Annotated in this window: 18 protein-coding genes; 11 read left to right on the plus strand and 7 right to left on the minus strand. The window is 72.8% G+C overall.

Annotated elements, in window-relative coordinates:
- The first annotated feature begins 59 nt into the window (after positions 1–59).
- Both pgm and wecB read left to right on the plus strand, forming a co-directional pair.
- A complete protein-coding gene (gene pgm / locus IGA62_RS21990; protein WP_145819049.1) occupies positions 60–1,703 on the plus strand; it encodes a phosphoglucomutase (alpha-D-glucose-1,6-bisphosphate-dependent) in 1,644 nt (547 codons plus the stop codon).
- Between the two features lie 101 nt (positions 1,704–1,804).
- Entirely contained in the window at positions 1,805–2,929 is a 1,125-nt protein-coding gene (gene wecB / locus IGA62_RS21995; protein ID WP_145819048.1) for a non-hydrolyzing UDP-N-acetylglucosamine 2-epimerase, read from the plus strand.
- A 71-nt stretch (positions 2,930–3,000) separates the two neighbouring features.
- Here the strand turns inward: wecB and IGA62_RS22000 are convergent, their stop codons facing one another.
- Positions 3,001–6,111, minus strand: a complete 3,111-nt coding sequence (locus tag IGA62_RS22000) for a M14 family metallopeptidase (RefSeq protein ID WP_145819047.1) — start codon at positions 6,109–6,111, stop codon at positions 3,001–3,003.
- 296 nt (positions 6,112–6,407) lie between these two features.
- On the opposite strand from IGA62_RS22000, the gene IGA62_RS22005 reads away from it, so the two are divergent.
- The 4 genes from IGA62_RS22005 to IGA62_RS22020 are packed head-to-tail and all read left to right on the plus strand — an operon-like array spanning position 6,408 to position 11,956.
- Entirely contained in the window at positions 6,408–7,850 is a 1,443-nt protein-coding gene (locus IGA62_RS22005) for an oligosaccharide repeat unit polymerase (protein ID WP_145819046.1), read from the plus strand.
- Positions 7,851–7,897: 47 nt separating this feature from the next.
- Positions 7,898–9,253: an O-antigen ligase family protein gene (locus tag IGA62_RS22010; RefSeq protein ID WP_186499957.1), complete on the plus strand. Its 1,356-nt coding sequence runs from the start codon at positions 7,898–7,900 to the stop codon at positions 9,251–9,253.
- Complete coding sequence (locus IGA62_RS22015) at positions 9,250–10,641, plus strand: oligosaccharide flippase family protein (protein WP_145819044.1); 1,392 nt, start codon at positions 9,250–9,252, stop codon at positions 10,639–10,641. Before IGA62_RS22010 ends, IGA62_RS22015 begins: the two co-directional genes overlap by 4 nt.
- A gap of 49 nt (positions 10,642–10,690) precedes the next feature.
- Positions 10,691–11,956 (plus strand): glycosyltransferase family 4 protein, encoded by a 1,266-nt coding sequence (locus tag IGA62_RS22020; RefSeq protein WP_145819043.1) that lies wholly within the window; start codon positions 10,691–10,693, stop codon positions 11,954–11,956.
- 3 nt (positions 11,957–11,959) lie between these two features.
- On the opposite strand, the gene IGA62_RS22025 is transcribed toward IGA62_RS22020, so the two are convergent.
- Positions 11,960–13,348, minus strand: a complete 1,389-nt coding sequence (locus IGA62_RS22025) for a hypothetical protein (RefSeq protein WP_145819042.1) — start codon at positions 13,346–13,348, stop codon at positions 11,960–11,962.
- 204 nt (positions 13,349–13,552) lie between these two features.
- Here IGA62_RS22025 and IGA62_RS22030 point away from each other — a divergent pair, with 204 nt between their 5' ends.
- Together IGA62_RS22030 and IGA62_RS22035 are read left to right on the plus strand one after the other, a co-directional pair.
- Positions 13,553–14,593, plus strand: a complete 1,041-nt coding sequence (locus IGA62_RS22030) for a polysaccharide biosynthesis protein (RefSeq protein ID WP_269780457.1) — start codon at positions 13,553–13,555, stop codon at positions 14,591–14,593.
- Positions 14,587–15,717, plus strand: coding sequence for a polysaccharide biosynthesis C-terminal domain-containing protein (locus IGA62_RS22035; protein ID WP_145819040.1), 1,131 nt, complete (start codon positions 14,587–14,589; stop codon positions 15,715–15,717). Before IGA62_RS22030 ends, IGA62_RS22035 begins: the two co-directional genes overlap by 7 nt.
- A gap of 86 nt (positions 15,718–15,803) precedes the next feature.
- Here IGA62_RS22035 and IGA62_RS22040 read toward each other — a convergent pair whose 3' ends face one another.
- Together IGA62_RS22040 and IGA62_RS22045 are read right to left on the minus strand one after the other, a co-directional pair.
- Positions 15,804–16,391, minus strand: a complete 588-nt coding sequence (locus IGA62_RS22040) for a sugar transferase (RefSeq protein WP_091462931.1) — start codon at positions 16,389–16,391, stop codon at positions 15,804–15,806.
- Positions 16,388–17,542, minus strand: a complete 1,155-nt coding sequence (locus tag IGA62_RS22045; RefSeq protein ID WP_145819039.1) for a DegT/DnrJ/EryC1/StrS family aminotransferase — start codon at positions 17,540–17,542, stop codon at positions 16,388–16,390. Before IGA62_RS22045 ends, IGA62_RS22040 begins: the two co-directional genes overlap by 4 nt.
- A gap of 118 nt (positions 17,543–17,660) precedes the next feature.
- On the opposite strand from IGA62_RS22045, the gene IGA62_RS22050 reads away from it, so the two are divergent.
- From IGA62_RS22050 to IGA62_RS22060, 3 genes are all read left to right on the plus strand, one after another.
- A complete protein-coding gene (locus IGA62_RS22050; protein WP_145819038.1) occupies positions 17,661–18,905 on the plus strand; it encodes a glycosyltransferase family 4 protein in 1,245 nt (414 codons plus the stop codon).
- A complete protein-coding gene (locus IGA62_RS22055) occupies positions 18,902–19,534 on the plus strand; it encodes a GNAT family N-acetyltransferase (protein WP_145819037.1) in 633 nt (210 codons plus the stop codon). Before IGA62_RS22050 ends, IGA62_RS22055 begins: the two co-directional genes overlap by 4 nt.
- A gap of 78 nt (positions 19,535–19,612) precedes the next feature.
- Positions 19,613–20,587: a DUF389 domain-containing protein gene (locus IGA62_RS22060; RefSeq protein ID WP_145819036.1), complete on the plus strand. Its 975-nt coding sequence runs from the start codon at positions 19,613–19,615 to the stop codon at positions 20,585–20,587.
- Here the strand turns inward: IGA62_RS22060 and IGA62_RS22065 are convergent.
- From IGA62_RS22065 to IGA62_RS22075, 3 genes are all read right to left on the minus strand, one after another.
- On the minus strand, positions 20,550–20,984 hold the full coding sequence (locus tag IGA62_RS22065; RefSeq protein ID WP_091462926.1) for a hypothetical protein: 435 nt from the start codon (positions 20,982–20,984) through the stop codon (positions 20,550–20,552). The genes IGA62_RS22060 and IGA62_RS22065 overlap by 38 nt on opposite strands.
- Positions 20,985–21,069: 85 nt before the next feature.
- Positions 21,070–22,011, minus strand: coding sequence for a hypothetical protein (locus IGA62_RS22070; protein ID WP_145819035.1), 942 nt, complete (start codon positions 22,009–22,011; stop codon positions 21,070–21,072).
- Positions 22,012–22,045: 34 nt separating this feature from the next.
- A complete protein-coding gene (locus IGA62_RS22075; RefSeq protein ID WP_145819034.1) occupies positions 22,046–22,693 on the minus strand; it encodes a class I SAM-dependent methyltransferase in 648 nt (215 codons plus the stop codon).
- Positions 22,694–22,728: the final 35 nt, after the last annotated feature.

The following is a 22,728-nucleotide window of genomic DNA, read 5'->3' on the forward strand; positions in this document are numbered from 1 at the left end:
CCATCCGCCGGGCCCGTCCCGGAACCGGCGGTCCGCCCCGTCAGGAGGAGGTTGCAGAAGTGGTCCACGCCCGTGCCGGACAGCCCGCCGAGCCCGCCGACCTGGTCGACGTGCCCCGGCTGGTCACCGCCTACTACGCCGAGCACCCGGATCCGGCCGACCCGGCGCAGCAGGTCTCCTTCGGCACGTCCGGACACCGTGGGTCGAGCCTGCGCAACGCCTTCAACGAGCACCACATCCTCGCCGTCACCCAGGCACTCTGCGACTACCGGCGGGCGTTCGGCGTCGACGGTCCGCTCCTCCTCGCCCGGGACACCCACGCGCTCTCCGCCCCGGCGGCGGTGACCGCCCTGGAGGTGCTCGCCGCCAACGACGTGACGGTGCTGGTCGACAGCCGGGACGGCTACACGCCGACCCCGGCGCTGTCGCACGCCGTGCTCACCCACAACCGGGGCCGCACCAGCGGGCTCGCCGACGGCATCGTCATCACCCCGTCGCACAACCCGCCGGACGACGGTGGCTTCAAGTACAACCCCACCAACGGTGGCCCGGCCGACACCGACGTCACCCGGTGGATCCAGGACCGGGCGAACGCGATCCTCGCCGCCGGGCTCACCGAGGTGCGGCGGATCCCGTACGCGCGGGCCCGCGCCGCCGACACCACCGGGGAGTACGACTTCCTCGCCGGCTACGTCGACGACCTGCCCGCCGCGCTGGACATCGCCGCGATCCGCGACGCCGGGGTGCGCATCGGCGCGGACCCGCTGGGCGGGGCGAGTGTGGCGTACTGGGGCGAGATCGCCGAACGGCACAAGCTCGACCTGACCGTGGTGAACCCGACCGTCGACCCGACCTGGCGGTTCATGACCCTGGACGGCGACGGCAAGATCCGGATGGACTGCTCCTCGCCGAACGCGATGGCCTCGCTGATCGCCGCCCGCGCCGACTACCAGGTCTCCACCGGCAACGACGCGGACGCCGACCGGCACGGCATCGTCACCCCGGATGGCGGCCTGCTCAACCCGAACCACTACCTCGCGGTGGCGATCGGGCACCTCTTCCGTACCCGTACCGGATGGGGTGCGGGCGCGGCGGTCGGCAAGACCCTGGTCTCCTCCTCGATGATCGACCGGGTCGCGGCCGACCTCGGACGGCCGCTGCTGGAGGTGCCGGTCGGCTTCAAGTGGTTCGTGCCGGGGCTGCTCGACGGCACGGTCGGCTTCGGCGGTGAGGAGAGCGCGGGGGCGTCGTTCCTGCGCCGGGACGGCAGCACCTGGACCACCGACAAGGACGGCATCCTACTCTGCCTGCTCGCCGCCGAGATCATCGCCACCACGGGCCGGACGCCGAGCCAGCACTACGCCGACCTGACCGAGCGGTTCGGCGCACCCGCCTACGCCCGGATCGACGCCCCGGCCGACCGGGAGCAGAAGGCGGTGCTCGGGAAGCTCTCCCCGGAGCAGGTCGGTGCGACCGAGCTGGCCGGTGAGCCGATCACCGCGACGCTCACCACCGCCCCGGGCAACGGGGCGTCGATCGGCGGCCTGAAGGTGACCACCGCCTCGGGTTGGTTCGCCGCCCGTCCCTCCGGCACCGAGGACGTCTACAAGATCTACGCCGAGTCGTTCCAGGGCCCGGAGCACCTGGCCCGGATCCAGGAGGAGGCGCGGGAACTGGTCTCGACGGTGCTCGGGCAGGGCTGACGCCCGCTCCGGGGCGTGCGGTCCCGCGTGCTGGTGGGATCGTCACCGCACCGCCGTCCCCTCGTTGGCCCCTCCGTGGCGTCGACGAGGGGAGCACGACCGTGACCAGGGTGATGACGGTGGTCGGCACCCGGCCGGAGATCATCCGGCTGTCCCGGGTGATGGACCGGCTGGACCGGACCGTGGACCACGTCCTGGTGCACACCGGGCAGAACTGGGACCACTCGCTCTCCGAGGTGTTCTTCAGCGAGCTGCGACTGCGCCAACCGGACCGCTTCCTCGACGTGGACACGTCGTCGCTGGGGCGCACCCTCGGCGGCGTGCTGGTCGGCATGGAACAGGCGGTCGCCGAGTTGTGCCCGGACGCGCTGCTGGTGCTCGGCGACACGAACAGCTGCATCGCCGCGCTGATGGCCCGCCGGATGCGGGTGCCGGTCTACCACATGGAGGCGGGCAACCGCTGTTTCGACCTGAACGTGCCGGAGGAGACCAACCGCCGCCTCGTCGACCACGTCGCCGACTTCAACCTGGTCTACACCGAGCACGCCCGGCGGAACCTGCTCGCCGAGGGGCTGCACCCCCGGCGGATCCTGCTCACCGGCTCGCCGATGCGGGAGGTGCTGGAGCACCACCGGCCGGACATCGACGGCTCGACCATCCTCGACCAGCTCGGCCTGGCCCCGCGCGGGTACTTCCTGGTCAGCGCGCACCGGGAGGAGAACGTCGACGCGCCCGCCCGGCTCGGCCGGCTGCTGGACTGCCTGCGGGCGGTCCGGGACGAGTGGGGCCTGCCGGTGCTGGTCTCCACCCACCCCCGGACCCGCAAGCGGCTGGAGGCGCTCGCCCCGGACGACAGCACCCTGGACGGGATCACGTTCCACGAGCCGTTCGGCCTCTTCGACTACGTACGCCTCCAGCTCGGGGCCAGTTGCACCCTGTCGGACAGCGGGACGATCAGCGAGGAGGCGGCGATCCTGGGGTTCCCGGCGGTGACCCTGCGGGAGTCGATCGAACGCCCCGAGGCCCTGGACGCCGGGGGGATCATCATGACCGGGCTCGACCCGGCCGGTGTGGTCGAGGCGGTCCGGGTGACGGTCGACCAGGTCGCCGCCGACGGGGTGCCCTGCCCGGCCGACTACCGGGTGCCGGACACCTCCCGCCGGGTGGTCGACTTCATCCTCTCCACGGTCCGCCGGCACCACGAGTGGGCCGGCGTCCGGCGCTGACCCACCCGGCCCTCCACTCCCGCCGGCCCGAGCCGGCCGGGGTGGAGGGCCGTTCCGCGTGGGGCCGTCGGTCAGCGGCGAGGGCGGCCGAGCAGGTGGGTCAGTGACCGGGCGACCAGGTCGTCCCGGGCCGCCGGGGCCAGTCCCTCCAGCCCGAACCCGAGGTAGACGGTGTCGGCGGTGACCACCGCCGCGCCCTCCTCGAAGGCCCGCTCGCTGCGCGACCAGTCGTTCGAGCCGGGCAGCGAGCCGGGCGGCGGCCCGGCCACCGTCCAGCCACCCAGGTCGGCCGTCTCGAACGAGGTCTCCGCGACGGTGACGCCGTCGACGACCACCCGGGCGTCGTCCAGGAAGACGCCGAGCCCCTGGGTGCCCCAGTCCGAGACGTACGAGATGGACACCTCGACCCGCTTGCCGGCGTACGCCGACAGGTCCACCGAGAACTCCTGCCAACCGTTTGACGCACCGGTCGCGGCGTGCCACTGGCCGGTGCTGCCGGTCGGCGAGCAGTCCGCGCTCTGGTAGTGCAGCAGGAACGGGTGCAGCTCGGTGGCCAGGCCGCTCTCGCAGCTGTCCCCGGTGTCGGTGCCGGTGTGGCCGTTGCGGTCCGGCAGGGTGGTCCAGTCGTCCGTGCCCACCTCGTGCGCCTCGACGATCATGAAGTCCCAGTTCGGCTCGATGTCGTACGAGGTGAAGAAGCGCAGCTCACCGCTGGTGGCCGAGGTCAGGTCGACGGTCCGGGTGAGCCGCTTGTACGCCTCGTCGGCCCGCCCGCTGTACACGTACCACCCGCCGGTGCGCGGGTCGAACGGCGCACCGCCGGGGCGTACCCAGTCCAGCGCCGCGGTGCTGCGGAACTGCGGGAACTGGTCCGGCGGCAGGAAGCTCGACGTGCTGAGCAGGGACGCCGTGTGGTCCTGGTTGCCGGCGGAGCCGGGGGCGTTGAGGGTGCCCTGCCAGCCGGCGAACGCCCCCTCGGAGCCCCGCAGCGGGTACGGGACGCCGTCCGCGCTGCCGCCGTCGCTGACGTGGTTGTACGCGCCCAGCCAGTACTGCTGGAAGTCGTTGGACAGCGGCAGGCAGGTGGGGTCGTCCGGGTCGGTGCACTCGGCCGGGGCGGTCGGCTGGTACACGTACCCGCCGTCGGAGGCCTGCGCGTACAGCGCGTACTTCCCGCTGACCAGGAGCTTGCCGCCCTCGTTGAGGTAGTCCCGGACGGCCAGCTCGGTCTCCGCCGCCGCGCGGGCCGCCGTGCCCGGCACCTGGCCGGGGGAGCGGGGGATCACGTCGTCGCCGGTCTCCCAGACCACCGCCCGGTAGTGGGCGAGGACGCCCAGGTGGTGCGGGGCCTTCCGCCCCATCGCGTCGATGTCGTACACGTCGCTGCTGCGCCCGGCGGCGGTCAGCGCGGCGGTCACCTCGTCGGCGTACTTCGCGCCGGTGCCCTCCTGCACCGGGCTGAGCCCGGTGACGTCCTCGGCCGCCAGGACCAGCACCTCGCCGCCGATGTCGGTGTGCACCCGGTAGGTGAAGTGCTCGCTGGCCACCACGCCCTGCCCGCGCCCGGTGCCGGTGAACCAGACCTCGACCCGGTCGCCGGGCTTCGCGCCGGTGACCGTGCCCCGCATCTCGGCGTAGTAGTCGTCGTGGGTGTCGCCGTACCGTTCGCCGCCGCGCCACTCGCGCACGCCGACGGTGCTCGTCCGGCCGCCGTTGACCGTGTAGTGCATCCGCACGTTGGCCAGCGCCCGCCGGGTGATCGCGGCGACCTGCTGGGTGCGACCGTACGAGGTGTCGAACGCGTCGACCACGAAGTCCGGGGTGCTCCGGCCGACCACGGAGACCGGGTCGTCCGGGTCGTGGGTGGACTGCGCCACCGCGAGCGCGAACGGCAGGTTCTTCGCCACCTCGGCGGCGATCAGCTTCTCGTCGTCCGGGAAGACGAAGCCGCTGACGCAGTCCTCGGGACGCCACTGGTCGTCCGGGTCGGAAGCGGCGACCGTACGGCAGGTGGACATCTCCGGGGTGAAGCCGAGTGCGCCGTACCGGACGGTGGCGTGACTGTCGGTGTCGCCGTTGGTGGTGTACAGCTCGGCGGAGAGGTCCGGGTCGTAGCCGGGCACCGCCGGGTGGTCGTCGTCGCCGACCATCGCCTGGTAGATCAGGTCGTCCGGGCTGGGCGTGGCGACCTGCCAGCCGACGCCGTAGAGCAGCAGTTCGGCGGCCGAGTGGTAGTTGACGAAGAACTCGAAGCCGACCCGGCGGAAGAGCCGGTCCAGCGCCTGGGTCTCCGGCTCGGAGTTGGGGCCGGGGCCACGGTAGGTGTCACTGGCCGGGTCCGGTGAGGAGCCCTCGTTGTCGTACCCCCACTTGTAGGCGAAGTTCCGGTTCAGGTCGACGCCGTCGACGGCGGTGATCCGCCCGTCGCCGTCGTTGTCGCGCAGGTTCTTGCGCCACAGCCGGTTGCCGGGGGTGAAGGTGTGGTCGTACCCGTCGGGGTTGACCACCGGCAGGAACCACAGCTCGGTGGTGTCCACCAGCCGGGTGATTTCCCGGTCCCGGCCGTAGTTGTCCAGGACGTGGTGCATCAGGCGCCGGGTCATCTCCGGGGTGATCCACTCCCGGGCGTGCTGGGTGCTGGCGTAGAGCACCGCCGGCCGCTGTCCGTCCGGCAGCGTACGGGCATTCTTGGTGACCTTGACCGCACGGATCGGCTTGCCCTGGTGGGTGCGGCCGATGGTCTCCACACTGGTCAGCTTCGGGTACCGGGCCGCGGTGGCGGTGATCTCGTCGGAGATGCCGCCCGGTCCGGAGTACGGGCGGAAGGCCGTCCAGCCGTCGGCGGCCTGGTCGCGCAGGACCCGGGAGGCGTCCTTGCCGTCGACCTGCTTGACGCGGAGCCGGACTCCCTGGCCGGCCAGCCGGTCGGCCTGACGTCGGCTGAGCACCGTCTCGACCGTGGTGTCGCCGGTGGGGCTCGTGGCCCGGTGGTCGTGGCCGAGGTCGACACCGGCGGCGCGCAGCTTGTCGAGCTGCTCCGGGGCGACCGTGCCGACGTAGACCTCGAGGCTGTCGTCGCGACCGCCCGGGTCGGACGGTGGCCGCGCGCTCGCCGGAGCGGTCAGCGCCAGTGCGCCGACCAGGGTGAACACGCCGACGACCGCCAGCCGTGTGCGCCTCATCGGGCTCCCTTCGAAAGGGCGGGGACCTGTAGCGGCGAGCCTTCCGCATCGTCTTTACGCATGTCAATGAGTCGATCGGTTGCGATGTCACGGTCGGCTGCGACCCCGTGACCGGGTCTCGCCGGGGGCTCGCCGGGTCGGCCGGGTCGGGCGCCGCCGACGCGGTCTGGTCGCACAGAGTGATCAAATCGTTACCGAGAGGCGGTCGAATCGTTGACCGGAGGGCACGGGTCGTACCGTCCCGGCGGCCGGCAGTCCGCCGTTCCCCGGTGCGTCGGCAAGGAGTTGATCAGGACATGCGCACGCTCGACAGGCCCGGTGCACCGTCCCGGCTGACGCACCCGTGGCCGGGACCGCAGGCCGGTCGGGTCGACGAGCCGTCACCGGACCGCCCGCACCCCGAGCGCCGGTGGCTGCTCCTGATTCCGCTGGCTGGCTACGTCACCCTGCTGCACCACGCGTACCAGCACGAGATCGTCCCGTTGTTCGAGTACCTGAACCTGGTGTACCGCACGCCCGACACGTGGAACTACGCCCTGGCGCTGGGCATGGTCGCGGTGGTGGCCGTCCTGATGCCGCAGCGGATCCGCCGACCGTCGGACTTCGTGCTCTGGGTCCTGTTCGTGATGGCGGTGGTCCCCAGCATCGTGGTTCCGCAGTACGCCGACATCCTCCCGGCCTCCGAGTCGCTGGAACTCGCGGCGGTGGTGGCGGCCGTCTTCCTGCTGGTGGTGGGGGGTGCCCGGTTCGGTCCGTCCGGGACGCTGCGGGTCAGGGGCATCCAGTTCTTCGACGTCTGGGCGATCGTGGTGGTCCTCTCCCTCATCACCTACGCCTACATGACGTTGACCGCCGGGCTGAGCTTCCGTCTGGTGGGCCTCGGTGACGTGTGGGAGATCCGGTCGGCGTACCGCGACCAGGTCGCCGCCAGCGGTCCCGTGCTGGGGTACCTGGTGCGACTCCAGGGCAACGTGCTCAACCCCCTGCTCATCGCCCGGGGCATCTACGCGCGACGGTGGACGATGGCGCTGCTGGGCGGTGTCGGCCAGATCCCGATCTTCGCCGCCACCGGGTTCAAGCTGACCCTGCTCTCGATTCCCGCGATCGTCGCTCTCGCCCTGCTCTTCCGTGGGCGGGGAAGCCCACGGGCGTGGACGATCGTGGCCGGTGTCGTCGGAATCATCGCGGCCGCGCTGGTGGCCGACGCGCTGCTGGGCTCGTTCCTCTACACCCAGGTCTTCGTCAACCGGTTGTTCATCGCGCCGGGTGTGGTCACCGCCGCGCACGTCATGGTCTTCGCGGATCTGCCCAAGGCACGGTGGGGGCACAGTTTCCTCCGGCCGTTCGTCGACTATCCGTACGACCAGGTACCGGACCACCTGGTCGGCGCGGTGATGTTCGAGCAGCCCCAGACCTCGGCGAACGCCAGTCTGTTCGGCGACGGGTACAGCAACCTGGGGTACGGGGGCGTGCTCATCGAGGCCGCCGTTCTCGTCCTGCTGCTCTGGGCGATCGACGGCGCGGCCCGGCACCTGCCGCTGAAGGTGAGTGGCGCGATCCTCCTGGTGCCCGCTGTCGCGCTGGCCAACATGAGCGTCTTCACCAGCATCCTGTCGAACGGCTTCGCCTACGCGATCGTGCTGATGGCCTGCCTGCCGGCCGCCGGATGGGACCGCGCCGAGCACGTGCGCGGAACATCCGGCGGCCCGCCCGGAACGTCACCCGGCGTACCCCGTTGATGTCTCCGGTCGACGTGGGGGAGTGCGTGCCGGACACGAGGAGCCGGATGAGCGTCGGGCAGGGCGGCCCCCGGCCGTTCGTGACCGAAGCCGGCGGCCGACCGTCGAAGGCGCGACTGGACGCCGGTGCGACGACCGACGTCCGGGTCCGGGTGCGCGATGTCGCGACGGTGCTCCCGCTCGTCGCCTTTCCCGCGGCCGCCGCGCTGGACGCCTCAGGGGTGCTGACCGACCTGGTCGCGCCGCTGTCCGGCGAGGTCGGCCCGCTGCGGCACCTGCTCCTCTACGCCGACCTCGGCGCCGTCGCGCTGCTGATCGTGGTGACCTGGGCCGCGCGGGGCTTCCGGGCACCTGCGGGAGCGCTGCCGTTCCTGGTGCTGTTCCTGTCGTTCCTGCCCGGCTTCGCGCTGACGTCCCTCGGCGGGTACCAGTCCGGCAAGGCGTTGCAGATGCTGACCACGACCCCGGCGTTCGTCGTCGCCACCCTCCTCGTGGTCGACCGACCGGCCCGACGGGTGGCGCTGCTCTGGGCCAGCGCGGGGATCGGCGTGCTCGTCGCGCTCCTGGTGATGGTCCGCCCCGATCCGGCCTCCCAGGCCGTCGACACGGTCGTCCTGGCCGGCACCGTCTCGATCACCACGGCCCGGCTCATCGGGTACGGCGTGGTGGGCCTGCTCTGTCTGGTCGTCCTGCTGCCCAGGTGGCGACTGGCGGCGCTGTGCGGTGCCGTGGCGCTCGAGGTCCCGCTGCTGATGACGGGTTCCCGGGGGCCGCTCGTCGCGGTGGCCCTCTCCAGCCTGGTCCTCGCCGTCACCGTCAGCGGCAAGGGTCGCTGGCGGCTGCTGCCCCCGCTGGTCGGGCTGGGCGGCCTCATCGCCCCGACCGTCGCGACGGCCCTGCCGGAGACGTTGACATCGCGTTTCGCGGTGCTCTGGGGCGGGCCGCTGGACGCCTCCGCCGAGGTCCGGGTGATGCTCTCCCGGCTGGCCGCCGAGGTCTTCCTGGAGCGTCCCCTCGGACTGGGCTGGGGTGGCTTCGGTTCGGTGGTGCCGGACGGCTCGCTGATCGTCCTGCCCGGCCTGGAGGACGCCATCTACCCGCACAACCTGCCCCTGGAGGTGGCGGTGGAGGGCGGTCTCGTCGCGCTGGCCGGACTGGTGCTGCTGGCCGTGGCCGTCGCGCGGGTGCTGTGGACGCGCCGGGCGGATCCCACCGTGGTCGCCGTCGCCACCCTGCTGACCTTCGCCTTCGTCAACTCGCTGTTCAGCGCGGACCTCAACGGCAACTACCTGGTGTGGGTGTTCGCCGCCGCCCTGCTGGCCGCCGGCCCGGGGCGTACGCCCCGGCCGGAGCGGGCACGCCGGGCAGTGGTGGTGTCGCCCCCGGGTGTCGGCACACGATGAGGCGGCCCACCGTGGCGCTGTCCGTGCCGAGCCGGAGCCGCGTGCACACGGCCGCGATCATGATGGCGGCGCAGGCGGTGAACCTCGGCAGCATCCTGCTGGTCACCCGTCTCTACACCCCCGCCGCCTTCGGTCGGTACGCCACGGTGGCGGCGGTGGCGGCGGTGGCCGGTGCGGCCGGCGCGCTGCGGCTCGACGTGGCCGCCACCACCGCCGCCGACCGGGACGCCGCGGTGCTCCTGCGGATCGCCGCCCGGCTGAACGGCGTCGTCGGCGTCGTCGTGGGGCTCCTCGCGGTGGCCTGGGCGGCGGTCGCCGGGGACCTCGACCGTTCCGCGCTCGTCGAGGCGGTCGCGCTCGGCGCGCTGACCACCGCCCTGGGCCTGTCCGGCACGATGGTCTACGCCCGGGTCCGGGACCGCCGCTACCGGCTGGTCGCGGTGGCGAAGCTGGTCACCACCCTGGTGCAGACCGCCGCGATGGTGGCCTTCGCGCTGCCCGGTGACCGCTCGGCGGCCGCGTTGCTGGCCGCGATGGCACTGGGCTACGCGACCGGTGCGCTGCTGCTGTTCCGCCCGCTCCGGCCGGCTGCCGACGTCGGTGTCCGGGAGGTGCTGCGGCGGCACCGGCCCTTCATGACCGCCTCCGCCCCGGCGAGCCTGATCAACGGGCTGACGCTCAACGTGCCGCTGTTCTTCGCCGCCGCCGTGAGCAGCGTCGCCGCGGCGGACCTGGCCCTGGCCCTGCGGGTCGGCGCGCTGCCGTCCGCACTCCTCGGCCAGGCCCTGATGCCCATCCTGTTCGGCGAGATCGCCCACCAGTTGCGGTCCTCGCCCCGCCGCGCGCGCACCAGCTACGACCGGGCGCTGGTCGGGCTCTCGGTCGCCGGTGCCGTGCTGCTGACACTGCTCGCGGTCGGGACGCACCTCGCCGCGCCGCTCGTGTTCGGTGCGGAGTGGGCCGGTGCGGCGGCGGTGCTGCTGCTCCTGCTGCCGTTCCTGGTCGGGCAGTTCGCCGTCGTCCCGCTCAGCCAGACGCTCGCCGGCACCGGTGGCAACCGGCAGCAGTTGCTCTGGGACGTCGGGCGGCTGCTGACGACGGGGCTGGTCTTCCTGCCGGCCCTGGCCGACTGGATCAGCTGGTCGGCGTCCCTGCTGGTGTTCTCCCTCGCGATGGTCGGCTGGTACGGCGTCCACGTCCTGCTGACCCGTGCGGCCCTGACCCGGGCCTGCGACGTCGGGGACCGGCACGCGGGCGGGGAGCGCGCTGCGGAACGCCCACCGGACGGGGGCCGCGTCGCGGACCGTCCGGTGGGGACCGCCCAGCGGAGCACCGTCGATCCACTGACGCCGGTCGGGAGCAACCTGCCCGCCGGTGAGCAGGTGTGACGGGGCGACGCGGTACCCGGCCACCCCCACGAACCCACACGGAGGAACCATGATCGTCGACGCAGACATGATCACGACCGCGCACTGGCGGCTGCGGGCACCGGCGGTGGCCACGGTCAACCGGACGGTGTGCGTGCCCACCGTCCACCCGGTCGGCGACCGGCGGGTGCTCCGCTGCGCCCAGGCGGTGCTGGACGACGGCTTCGACGTCCACCTGATCTGGCTCGGGGGTGAGCCGGGCGAGTCCCGTCCCCACCCCCGGGTACGGGAGACCCGCCTGCCCGAGCCGACCTCGGCGCGGCAGCGGTTGCGGCTGGTGCCGGCCGTCGTCCGGGCCGCCGAACGGGTTCCTGCCGACCTGTGGCACATCCACGACTACTACCTGCTGCCGCACGCCCGGCGCTGGTCCCGCCGTACCGGTCGGCCGGTGCTGTACGACGTCCACGAGTACTACCCCGAGTACTACTCGCAGCGGTTCACCGCGCCCTCGTTCGTGCAGGACGCCGGCCGGCGACTGGTGGCCGGCGTGGAGCAGTACTACGCCGGCCGGCTCGGGGGCGCCAACGCGGTCAGCGAGCAACTGGCTGACCGGTTCCGGGCGCTCGGCCTGCCCGCCGTGGCCACCCCGAACTATCCGTCGGTCGACGCCTTCGCCCGGCCGCCCCGGCCGCTCACGCCGGACCTGTTGCGCCGGGTCGTGCACACCGGCAGCCTGACCACCGACTACGGGGCGGACGTGCTCGTCGGCCTGGCGGTGGAGTTGCGGCGGCTGGCGCCCGAGGTGGAGGTCCTGGCCGTCTCCCGGTTCCCCAGCGAGGCGGCCCGGCGGCGGTTCGGCGAGGCGGTGGAGCGGGCGGGCCGCCCGGCCAACCTGCGGATGCTGGACCCGGTCCCGGCGCACGAGGTGGCCGACCTGCTGGCCACCTGCGGGATCGGCCTGTCCCTGATGCAGGACGTGGGGGAGGCGCGGCTCTCGGTCAACTCCAAGTTCTACGAGTACGCCATCATGGGCCTGGCGGTGGTGACCTCCGACCTGCCGGCCGCGCGGCACTTCGTCGAGCGCTCCGCGGCGGGGCGCTGCGTGCCCCCGGCCCGCCCCGACCGCTTCGCCCGGGCGATCACCGACCTCATCGCCGACGCCGAGGCGACCTGCGAGGCGGTGAACCGGGCCGCCGCGCGGGCCCGGGACGAGTTGTCCTGGGAACGGACGTGCGCGCCGCGACTGCGTGCGCTCGTCCGCGACCTGGTGGGCCGGGCGGGTGGGGTGCCCGGTCAGGTCGTCGGGTCCACCTCGGTCACCGCGAACCGGTCGTAGTGGTCAGAGACGTGGCGTGGCGCCGGGGGTGGGACTGACCGCGTACACCAGGTTGTTTCCGGCGTTGCTGCCGACGCCTTCCGCGCCGGCGGCGACGTAGCAGTCGTGCAGGCTGTTGCCCGGTGCTTCGAGGATCCAGCCGAAGCGGACCCGGAAGGCGATGCCCGCGATCTCGTTGCCCCGGCAGGGGGCCACCGAGCCGTCGGCGGTGGTGCCCTGCGTCCCGTTGCTCAGGGAGACGCCGTAGCCGGGGCTGGAGACCGTGCCGGTGACGAACCGGTTGTGGCTTCCCCCGACCACCGCCAGGGCGGGGGCCCGGGATTCGGTGATCCTGACGGTGAAGTCGGAGATCACGTTGTCGTCGTTCGGGCCGTCCCAGCCCTCCTGGGCCGTCGTGGTGCGGTCGTCGAGGTAGACGGCCGTCCAGGTCGATCCGGTGACGCACGCGCCACGGGCCCGGTTGCGGCGGCATCCCTGGTACATCCAGAGCGCGCTGCCCTTGGCCGTCTCCGGTGTGCCGCAGTCGTGGAGGTGCAGGTCCACCAGCGTGCAGTCGCTGGCCCCCCGGGTGAGCGCGAAGCCGTTCTCGGCGTTGCGCACGATGACGTTCTCCACCCGTCCCCACCGGACCTGGGGCCAGGAGACGGCGAAGAGGGAGCGGGCCGCACCGCCCCAGACCTTGTTCCCGTCGACGGTGAGACCGGTGAGGGCGGGCCGGACGCAGCCGACCGAGACGGCCACCCCGGCAGCGCCGATCAGGGCGGGTGTGTCGATGGTGACCGTCGTGCCGACCACCCCGAGGACGAGGGCGTACAACCGGCGGGCGACGCCGATGCGGCTCGTCGTGGTGTGCGCGGCGGGAGGCGTCCCGTACGCGCCACGGGTGACGCCGGTCAACGTCGCGCCGTCCAACCCGGTGTAGGTGAGCAGTTCGCTGTCCACCTGGAGGGTGCCGGCCGTGGGGAACCCGGTGGTGGAGGCCAGTGCGATGCCGCTGTCCTGCGTCGCGGTGATCGGCTGGACCAGGCGGGTGAACTGGGTGTCGAGGATGCCGCCGGCAGCCTGGACGGCGATCACCGCGTCCACCCGGATACCGGTGCTGGAAGCCACGATGAGCTGCCGGCCGCCGGCCGTGGTCGAGCCGGTGGTGGTGACGACCCGGGTGGCGAGCACCTCGGGTAGTTGTCCGTCGGGGCTGCGCAGGGTCACCCCGGGCATGACGAACCCCACCCCGCCGTCCTGGACGACGCCCTTCACCTGGTAGACGCCGGGCGGTGCGGTGACCTCGCCGCCTCCGGCGTTCCGGGCCGCGTCGTGGGCGGCCTGGAACGCGTTCCGGTTCACCGTCCAGGACGCGGCCGGGCTGGCACCGAAGTCAGCGGCGTTGAACATCGATCCTCCTTCGTCGGGAGGGGGCCGGACGGAGTCGGTCCCCGTCGACGACACGTTATGGCCGGCTCCGTCCACGCCGGGTCTACCGTCCGTCAACCCGACTCCGGTTCAGGCAATTTGCCCCATTATGCGTTTCTTCGTGTTTTCAGTGGTCGTTGAGCCAGGTGTCACGACATGTGGGAAACGACGAAACGGGGGCTCCGCGTGACCGTGTTGCCTGCCGGGTGCCGGGTGTTGATCACCGGTGGTACCGGCTCCTTCGGACGGACGATGGTGCGACGCCTGCTCGACCGGGATGTCGCCGAGATCCGGGTGCTCAGCCGGGACGAGGCCAAACAGGACGCCATGCGCCGGATGCTCGGCGACGACCGGGTCCGCTACCACGTCGGTGACGTCCGGGACCTCGACTCCGTCCTGAACGCCACCCGCGACGTCGACCACGTCTTCCACGCCGCCGCGCTCAAACAGGTGCCGTCCTGCGAGTTCTTCCCCCTGGAGGCGGTCCGGACCAACGTCCTGGGCAGCGCCAACGTGATCGAGGCGGCGGACCGCCACGGCGTCGGGTCGGTCGTGCTGCTCAGCACGGACAAGGCGGTCCACCCGGTGAACGCCATGGGCATCAGCAAGGCGCTGATGGAGAAGGTCGCCCAGGCGTACGCCCGCAACAACCCGCGCAGCCGGACCACCGTTTCCTGCGTCCGGTACGGCAACGTCATGTACTCCCGGGGCTCGGTGATCCCGCTCTTCGTCGAGCAGATCCGGGCCGGGCGCGCGCCGACGGTCACCAATCCGGCGATGACCCGGTTCCTGATGTCGTTGGAGGACTCGGTCGAGCTGGTCGAGCACGCCTTCACCCACGCGCGCCCCGGTGACGTGTTCGTCCGCAAGGCGGTGGCGTGCACCATCGGCGACCTCGCCGAGGCCGTCTGCCAGCTCTTCGACGTCCCGGCCAAGATCGAGATGATCGGCGTACGGCACGGCGAGAAGCAGGACGAGACCCTCGCCAGCCGGGAGGAACTCGCCCGGGCCGACGACTTCGGCGACTTCTTCCGGGTGCCGGTCGACGTGCGTGACCTCAACTACGCGCGGTACGTCACCGAGGGTGACCTCGGCGGCTCCCCGGCCGAGGACTTCACCTCGGCCAACGCGCCCCGGTTGGGCGTACCGCAGATCGTGGACCTGCTCCGCACGCTCCCCGAGATCCGCGCGGAGCTGGCGCTGCGGGATCCGGTGCTGGCATGGTGAGGGTCGCGGTCACCGGGGCGGGTGGTTTCCTCGGCTGGCACGTCCGGGTGCTCGCCCGGGCGCTCGGCTGGCCGGAGCCGGTCGTGCTCACCCGCGCCGACCTGACCGACCCGGCGACCGTGGCCACCCGGATCGCCGGCGTGGACCGGCTGCTGCACCTGGCCGGGGTCAACCGGGGCGACCCGGCGGAGGTCGCCGCCGGCAACGTCCGGCTGGCCGCCGCCCTGGCCCGGGGCCTGGAACGCTGTCCGGAGCCACCCGCTGCCGTGGTCTACGCCAACTCCGTGCAGGCCGGCAACGGCACCCCGTACGGTGACGCGAAGGCCGTCGCCGCGGCCACCCTCGCGGCCGTCCGCCCCGACCTGGTCGACCTGCGCCTGCCCAACCTGTACGGCGAGCACGGCCTGCCGTACTACAACTCGGTGGTGGCCACCTTCTGCCGGCTGCTCGCCGAGGGCGGCCGGCCCGAGGTGCACGACGACCGCGAGCTGACCCTGGTGCACGTCACCGACGCGGCGGCCCGGCTGCTCGGCGCTCCCGCCGGCCACCCGTGGGACGCCGGCATGCCCGGGTTGCGCATCGGGGTGCGGGACCTGGCCGCGCTGCTCACCGGCTTCGCGGGCACCTACCACACGGGGGAGGTCCCCGACCTGCCGGACCGGCACGCGGTGCGGCTGTTCAACACCTACCGGTCGCACTGCTTCCCGGCGCACTACCCGGTGCCGCTGACCCGGCGGGCCGACGCCCGGGGTGAGCTGGTCGAGACGGTGAAGGTGCACGGTGGTGGGGGACAGACCTTCTGCTCCACCACCCGCCCCGCAGCGGTACGCGGGGAGCACTTCCACCTGGCCAAGCTGGAGCGGTTCTGCGTGCTCCGGGGCTCGGCGGAGATCCGGCTCCGCCGGGTCGGCGACGACACGGTGGTCCGCTTCCCGGTCAGCGGTGCCGAGCCGGTGGTGGTGGACATGCCGACCATGTGGGCGCACCACATCGTCAACACCGGCCCGGACGACCTGCTCACGCTCTTCTGGACCAACGAGGTCTTCGACCCGGGCCGCCCCGACACCTGGCCCGAGCCGGTCGGGCAGCCGGCCCCCGAGCCGGCCCCCGCCCTGGCCGGCTGACCGTCCAGCTGCCCGCGAACACCGACAACCCCGCCGACCCACTCCGGTCGGCGGGGTTGTCCGCGTGGCGTCCGGCCCGGCGGGGCTCAGCGGCCCAGGACCGCCTGCACCGTACGGGCGAGGATCAGCAGGTCGCCGAGGAAGCTGCGGGTCTCGACGTACCGCACGTAGAGTTCCACCTTGCGCGGCAGCACCACCGAGACGTAGTACTCCTCCGGCCGGTCCGCGCGGGCCAGCTCCGCCGACTCGTCGCGGTAGGCGATCGACGCCGGGTCGGTGATGCCCGGCCGGACCGACAGGATGCGCCAGCGCGCCACCGACGGCCAGTGGTCGACGTAGCGCCGGACCTCCGGACGGGGGCCGACCAGGCTCATCCGGCCGAGCAGCACGTCGTAGAGCTGCGGCAACTCGTCGAGCTTGCTGGCCCGCAGGAGCCGGCCGACGCGGGTGATCCGGTCGTCGCCGTCGGCGGTGACCTCCGGGCCCGGTGCGGCGCGCATGGTGCGGAACTTGTGGATGTGGAAGGGCCGGCCACGCCGACCGGTGCGCTCCTGCCGGAACAGCACCGGCCCGCCGTCCTCCCACCGGATCGCCACGGCGATCACGAGCAGCAGCGGGGCGCAGAGCACCAGCCCCACCGCCGCGGCGACGATGTCGAAACCTCGTTTGATCATTGCAGGACCTTGCTGACGGTACGGATGACGAGATCCACCTGGTCGTCGTCCATCGCCGAGAAGAGCGGCAGGCTGACCACCCGCTCGAACTCGCGGCTCGCGACGGGGAACATGTCGTCGGTCAGCGCGAGCCGACGACGCCAGTGGGTGTGCTGGTGCAGCGGGATGAAGTGGACGCTGCACCCGACGCCGAGCCGGGACATCTCGGTGATGAACCGGTCCCGGTCGACCGGGGCGTCCGGACGTAGCCGGACCACGAAGAGGTGCCAGGCGTGCACGTCCCGCTCCGGGGCGGGCGGGGGCGGGTCCAGCGGCAGGCCGGCGAACGCCGCCCGGTAGCGGCCGGCGATCTCCTCCCGTCGCCGCCGCATCGACTCGGCGCGGGCGAGCTGCACCAGCCCCATCGCCGCCGCCGGGTCGGTCAGGTTGTTCTTGAATCCGGCCTCGACCACGTCGTACCGCCAGGCGGGCCGGTCGCTGCGGTAGCGGTCGAAGCCGTCCCGGTCGAAACCGTGCAACCGCATCACCCGGGCCCGTCGGGCGAGGTCGGGATCCCGGGTGACCAGCATGCCACCCTCGCCGGTGGTGATGGTCTTGGTGGCGTAGAAGCTGAAGACGGTGGCGGCGGTCGGGCCGGCACCCACCGGGACACCGCCACTGGCGGCGGGGAAGGCGTGCGCGGCGTCCTCGACCACGGCCACGCCGTGCCGGCGGGCGAACTCGTGCAGCCGGGTGGCGTCGACCGGCTGGCCGGCGAAGTGCACCGGCAGGACGGCGACGGTGCGTCCGGTGACCTTGCGCGCGGCGTCGTCGAGGTCGATGTTCAGGGTCGCCGGGTCGACGTCCACCAGGACCGGGACCGCACCGACGTGCACCACGACCTCGGCGGTGGCGGTGAAGGTCCAGGTCGGCACGAGGACCTCCGTGCCGGGGCCCACCCCCAGGGCCTCCAGCGCCAGGTGCAGGCCGGCGGTCGCCGAGTTCATCGCGACGGCGGTGAGGCCGGGTCCGCAGTACGCGGCGAACCGCTCCTCGAACTCGCGCACGAGCGGACCGCTGGAGAGCCAGCCGGACCGGATCGCCGACGTGACGGCGGCGATCTCCGCCTCTCCGACGTCCGGCAGCGCGAAGGGAAGAGTGCGGTCCTGCATCCCGGTCCTCCTGTTATGCGATTTACGCACCAATTGCTGCGACTGAGGATAAACTGCGCCTGTCCGTTAGGTGGGCTATTCCGGCTTATTGCACCATTTTTGGCAGTGAGGTGAGGGTATGCGGCTCGGCCTGCTCAGCCAGTGGTTCGACCCGGAGCCCGGTCCGGCCGCACTGCCCGGCGTCCTCGCCCGTGGCCTGGTCGCCCGGGGCCACGACGTGCAGGTGCTCACCGGTTTTCCGAACTGGCCCACCGGCCGGCTCGCCCCCGGTCACCGGATCACCCGTCGCGCCGACGAGGTCGCCGACGGCGTCCACGTCCGGCGGGTGGCGCTCTACCCCAGCCACGATGGTTCGGCCCTGCGCCGGCTGGCCACCTACGGCTCGTTCGCCGCCTCCGCGCTCGTCTCCGGCACACCCGCGTTACGCGACCTCGACGCGCTCTGGGTGAGCAACTCGCCGATCACCGTCGCCGCGCCGATGTGGTTCGTCCGGTACGCCCACCGGGTGCCGGTGGTGCTGCACGTGTTGGACCTGTGGCCGGACAGCGTCCGGGCCAGCGGCTTCCTCGACGCCGGACGCCGTGGGCGTCCGCTCGCCGAACGGGCGATGCACACCTGGTGCGCGGCGATGTACCGGGCCGCCGCCCGGGTCGCCTACATCTCGCCCGGCGTCGGCGAACTGCTGGCCCGGCGTGGCGTGCCGGAGGAGAAACTCGTGCATATTCCGATGTGGGCGGACGAGACCCCGACGCCCCCGGCTCCCGACCTGCGCGCCGAACTCGGCATCTCGGCGGACCGGGTGGTGCTGGTCTACGCGGGCACCCTCGGCGAGGCGCAGGGCCTCGACGTGCTGGTCGACGCGTGTGCCCTGGTCGACGACCCCCGGTTGCTCTGCCTGGTCGCCGGCTCCGGCACGGCCGAGCGGCGGCTGCGGGACCGCGCCTCGACGCTCGGCCTGACCAACCTCCGCTTCCTCGGCCGGCTGCCCCGGGAACGGATGCCCGCCCTGATGGCCGCGGGCGACGTCCACTACGTCGGTCTCCGGCCGGGCGGCATGTCGGCGTACACCATGCCGAGCAAGGTGCAGGCCACCCTCGCCGCCGGTCGGGCCCTGCTGGTGGCGGCGGAGGGGGATGCCACCACGGTGGCGCGGGACAGCGGCGCGGGGATCACCGCCCGACCCGGCGACCCCGGCTCGGTGGCCGCCGCCATCCGCGAGTCCTGCCAGCTCGGTCGGCAGAAGCTGCACCTGCTGGGCGCGGCGGGCCGGGAGTACTACGAGCGGACCTTCTCCGTCGCCGCCGGGGTCGCCCGGATCGAGGAGGCGCTGCGGGCGGCCGTGGCGACCGGGCGGCGTCGATGACCGGAGCCGACCTGGTCGACCTCGCCGCGCTGGCCGACGACGACGTGCCCGCCGCGGCTGACCTGCACCTGCGGGCCTTCCCCCGGTTCTTCCTGTCCAGCCTCGGCGCGCCGTTCCTGCGCGAGTTCTACGCCGGGTTCGTCGACGACCCGGACGCGGTCACCGTGGTGTCGCGGGGCGAGGACGGCCGGCTGGTCGGGGTCGTGGTCGGCACCGTCACGCCCGACGGCTTCTTCCGCCGGCTGCTGCGTCGGCGCGGCCACCGGATGGCCGTCGCCGCCGTCCGTCCCGCCCTGCGCGACCCGCGCGCCGTCGGGCGCCTGGTACGCGGCATCGCGTACCGGGGGGACGTCCCGGTGGCGGCGCGTGGGGCGCTGCTCAGCTCGATCTGCGTCGACCCGGCGGTGGCCGGCGGTGGCCGGGGCCGGCAGCTGATCGACGCGTGGTGGCGACGGGTACGGGAACGCGGGGTGGACGACGCCTACCTGACCACCGACGCCGAGGGCAACGACCCGGTCAACGCCTTCTACCGCCGGGCCGGATGGACCCTGGTGGGGGAGTACGCCACCCGGGAGGGCCGGCGGATGAACTGCTACGCCGTCTCGGCCGTTCCGACCGCCGATTCTTGACGCGTCGGATGTGACCCCTGACGGGTAGAGTGCTGCGGCCGGCGGCAGGTACGCCGCCCGACCGCAGGGAGCCCGTCCGTGCTGCACTTGAGGATCATCGCACCGGCCGACCGGTCCGAGGCGGTGGCCGATCTGCTCGCCGCCGACCCGGGCGTGGCCCACCTGGCCGTCCTGCCGGGAGCCGCCCGCCAGCCGGCCGGCGACCTGATCCTCTGCGACGTGGTCCGGGAGAGCGCCGACCACGTGTTGCACCGCCTCCAGGAACTCGGCGTGGAGGCCCGGGGCGGGGTCAGCGCCGACGACGTCGAGCTGACCCTCTCCTCGGCCGCCGAGCGGGCCGCCCGGGAGGCCCCGGGGCACGCCGACGACGCCGTCGTCTGGGACGAGATCGCCGCCAAGACCGGCGAGCAGACCGAACTGTCGGGCACCTATCTGGTGCTGATCGTCGTGGCCACCATGCTCTCCGGCATCGCGGTGCTGCTGGACCAGCCCATCCTGATCGTCGGCGCGATGGTGGTCGGCCCCGAATTCGGGCCGCTCGCCGCGCTCTGCGTCGCCCTGCTGCGCCGCAAGCCCCGGATCATCGCCCGGTCGGTGCAGGCCCTGGTGGTCGGCTTCCTGATCGCGATCGTGCTCACCATCCTGAGCACCTGGGCGCTGACCGCCGCCGGCCTGGTCGACCGGGGGATGCTGCTCGCCGAGCGGCCGGTGACCGACTTCATCTGGCGTCCCGACGCCCTCTCCTGGGTGGTCGGTCTGCTCGCCGGGGTCGCCGGCATGCTCTCGCTCACCTCGAAGAAGTCCGGCAGCCTGGTCGGCGTGCTGATCTCGGTGACCACGGTGCCGGCCGCCGCGAACGCGGCGGTCGCCCTGGCCTACGGGGTGTGGCACGAGGCGGGCGGCTCGATGCTGCAACTTCTGATCAACATCTGCGCGATCGTGGTGTCCGGGCTGCTCACCCTGGCCGTGCAGCAGTTCTGGTGGTGGCGGGTGGCCCGACGCGCCACCGGACCGGTCACGGCCAGTCGTCGCCCGCGTCGAGCCGTCGGCTGAGCAGTTCCCGCAGCGGGACGGAGTCACCGTCCCGGCCGCCCTCCCCGACGATCAGCGGGGCGGGGTGCGGGCGCGGCGTCGCCCCGAACAGCCGGGCCCGCAGGCCACCCGGCACGGTCAGCAGGTAGAACCGCCCCTCGACGTCCACCGCCCGCGTCGCGGCACGGTCGACGTACCAGCCGGTCAGGCCGGTGCGGTACCGCCCGCCGCCGGAGTAGGAACCGGCCACCAGCGGGGTCGGCCGCAGTCCGCGCCGGATCGCCTCGGCGACGAACCCGGCGACCAGATCGGCGGCCTCGGCCCGCTCGGCGGCGCGTCGCCGTTCGTCCGCGGCGGCGTGCGCCCGCACCGCACGCTGTCGTTGCTCCCGCCAGTCCCGGCCGTCGCCCTCACCCACGACCCCGACGGTACGCCGCCGGTCGTCCGCTGGCGGCGCGGGCCTTGCGGGCCGTCGGCCTGCGCCACCGGGCGTCGCCGTCCGGTCAGCCTTGCCGAAGCCGGCTCAGCTTGGCGGCGACCACTCCGGAACCCAGCAGCTCCAGGCCGGTCGCGCAGCCTTCCGCCAGGGTGTCCACAGCACCCGCCTGTAGCAGCACGGCACCGGCAGACATGGCCACGAGCTGGATGAGTGAGGCAGGCGCATCACCCAGCAGAATCGCAGCGAACAGCTCCTCGACCCGGGTCGACCGCGCCACGATCAGATCTGCGGCGGCCACCCGCGGCAGGCCGACGTCCTCCGGTTCGACGGACCATGTCTCGTACGTCGCTTCCGAAATGGAGATCATCGACGTGGTGCCGCAGGTGCTGACGTCGTCGATGACGAAGTCGGGCAGGTCGGTGCTGCCACGGACGACCAGAGTCCGGCTCACCTCGGAACCGCGGCATCGTTCGACGTGCACGCCGACGTCCGGCTCGACGACCCCGTTGACCTTCCACACCGCCGAACACGGCAGGAAGGACGCTCGGTGCATGGCCTCCGCGAGGTACGGAACGGTGAACACCTCGGGCAGCCGCAGCCACGGATAGAGGTGGTCGGTGTCGAGCAGCGCGAACTGCTCGCCGGCCAGGGCGCGACTGACCGCGGCCGGCGAGTCCGCCACCGGCAGGCCCACCCTGGCGGCAAGTCCGCCAGGGCCGACGTCCTTGGACCGGCTGGACCGTGAACCCGGCTTCACCACCCGGACCCCGGGAGCGCAGGACGCGGTCAACGCGGCCAGCGTGGACACGTTGGGCAGTCGATAGCCAACCCCACCGCTTCCGGTCACCAGGCCGGCCGGCTCGTCGCCGGGCAGCCGCCACACCGGCCGCATCACCGCGACCCGGGTCGCCTCGACCAGCAGTTCCCACGACCAGCGTTGTTCCAGCGCCGTGAGCCGGCCGATGGGAGCCTGCCCGGCCAGGGCCGTGGCGATGTCGTCAGCCACCGCCGCGACGTCGGCCGGCGGGAGGGCCGACCGGTCAACCGGCAACGGGACGGGCCTCAGCGAACGGGTCGCGCGGTATCGCGACGTCGGCCGTCTGAATCCAGGTGGGAAGGGCGAACAGCGTGTCCGCCCAGACGTGGAACTGCTTCCCGCCGCAGAAGCCCGCGCGAACCCGCTCCGGGGTGATGTCGCTCCAGTCCGCCTCGGGGACGAAGGTGATGTCGTCGCCCACCAGCCATGGCGAGGAGGGAGACGTGCCGAAGATGTGGTAGTCGTCGATGAGGACGATGTGCTCGAGCCCGGCGGCACGCTCGTGCGCGACGATCGCCTCGACCTCTTCCAGCAGGGGACAGTCCACGGGACCCCGTGCGCTGTCCAGGAAGCAGTAGTGTGCGTCGAGCCAGATCAATGCGGGCTCGTGCAGTCCGGCGAGCACCTCGGGCAGGACGCGGGCCGAGTCGCCGTGGTGCACGGTGATCCGGTTGTCGTACGCGAACCGGTCGGCGGCGGCCCTGTGCAGCTGCGGGGAGAGTTCGATCGAGTGGATCCGGTCGAAGGGCAGCCTTGCGGCGTACTCCAGGCTCTCGCCGTGGAAGGTGCCCGTCTCGATGAAGACCTGACATGGCGCCTGGTTCAGGACGTGCCGAACGAGGCCGTCCAGTCGGTGAAGTTTGCCCATCATGTTCCTCTTCGTAGTGGTCACTGATGCGAACCCGG

Source organism: Micromonospora sagamiensis, from assembly GCF_014680085.1.
Taxonomy (GTDB): domain Bacteria; phylum Actinomycetota; class Actinomycetes; order Mycobacteriales; family Micromonosporaceae; genus Micromonospora; species Micromonospora inyonensis.

What these genes read in the sequence shown, in the direction of transcription:
- IGA62_RS22000 (WP_145819047.1), bottom strand. Translation starts at nt 6,111, where the DNA reads ATGAGGCGCACACGGCTGGCGGTCGTCGGCGTGTTCACCCTGGTCGGC.
- IGA62_RS22005 (WP_145819046.1), top strand. Translation starts at nt 6,408, where the DNA reads ATGCGCACGCTCGACAGGCCCGGTGCACCGTCCCGGCTGACGCACCCG.
- IGA62_RS22010 (WP_186499957.1), top strand. Translation starts at nt 7,898, where the DNA reads ATGAGCGTCGGGCAGGGCGGCCCCCGGCCGTTCGTGACCGAAGCCGGC.
- IGA62_RS22015 (WP_145819044.1), top strand. Translation starts at nt 9,250, where the DNA reads ATGAGGCGGCCCACCGTGGCGCTGTCCGTGCCGAGCCGGAGCCGCGTG.
- IGA62_RS22020 (WP_145819043.1), top strand. Translation starts at nt 10,691, where the DNA reads ATGATCGTCGACGCAGACATGATCACGACCGCGCACTGGCGGCTGCGG.
- IGA62_RS22025 (WP_145819042.1), bottom strand. Translation starts at nt 13,348, where the DNA reads ATGTTCAACGCCGCTGACTTCGGTGCCAGCCCGGCCGCGTCCTGGACG.
- IGA62_RS22035 (WP_145819040.1), top strand. Translation starts at nt 14,587, where the DNA reads ATGGTGAGGGTCGCGGTCACCGGGGCGGGTGGTTTCCTCGGCTGGCAC.
- IGA62_RS22040 (WP_091462931.1), bottom strand. Translation starts at nt 16,391, where the DNA reads ATGATCAAACGAGGTTTCGACATCGTCGCCGCGGCGGTGGGGCTGGTG.
- IGA62_RS22045 (WP_145819039.1), bottom strand. Translation starts at nt 17,542, where the DNA reads ATGCAGGACCGCACTCTTCCCTTCGCGCTGCCGGACGTCGGAGAGGCG.
- IGA62_RS22050 (WP_145819038.1), top strand. Translation starts at nt 17,661, where the DNA reads ATGCGGCTCGGCCTGCTCAGCCAGTGGTTCGACCCGGAGCCCGGTCCG.
- IGA62_RS22055 (WP_145819037.1), top strand. Translation starts at nt 18,902, where the DNA reads ATGACCGGAGCCGACCTGGTCGACCTCGCCGCGCTGGCCGACGACGAC.
- IGA62_RS22075 (WP_145819034.1), bottom strand. Translation starts at nt 22,693, where the DNA reads ATGATGGGCAAACTTCACCGACTGGACGGCCTCGTTCGGCACGTCCTG.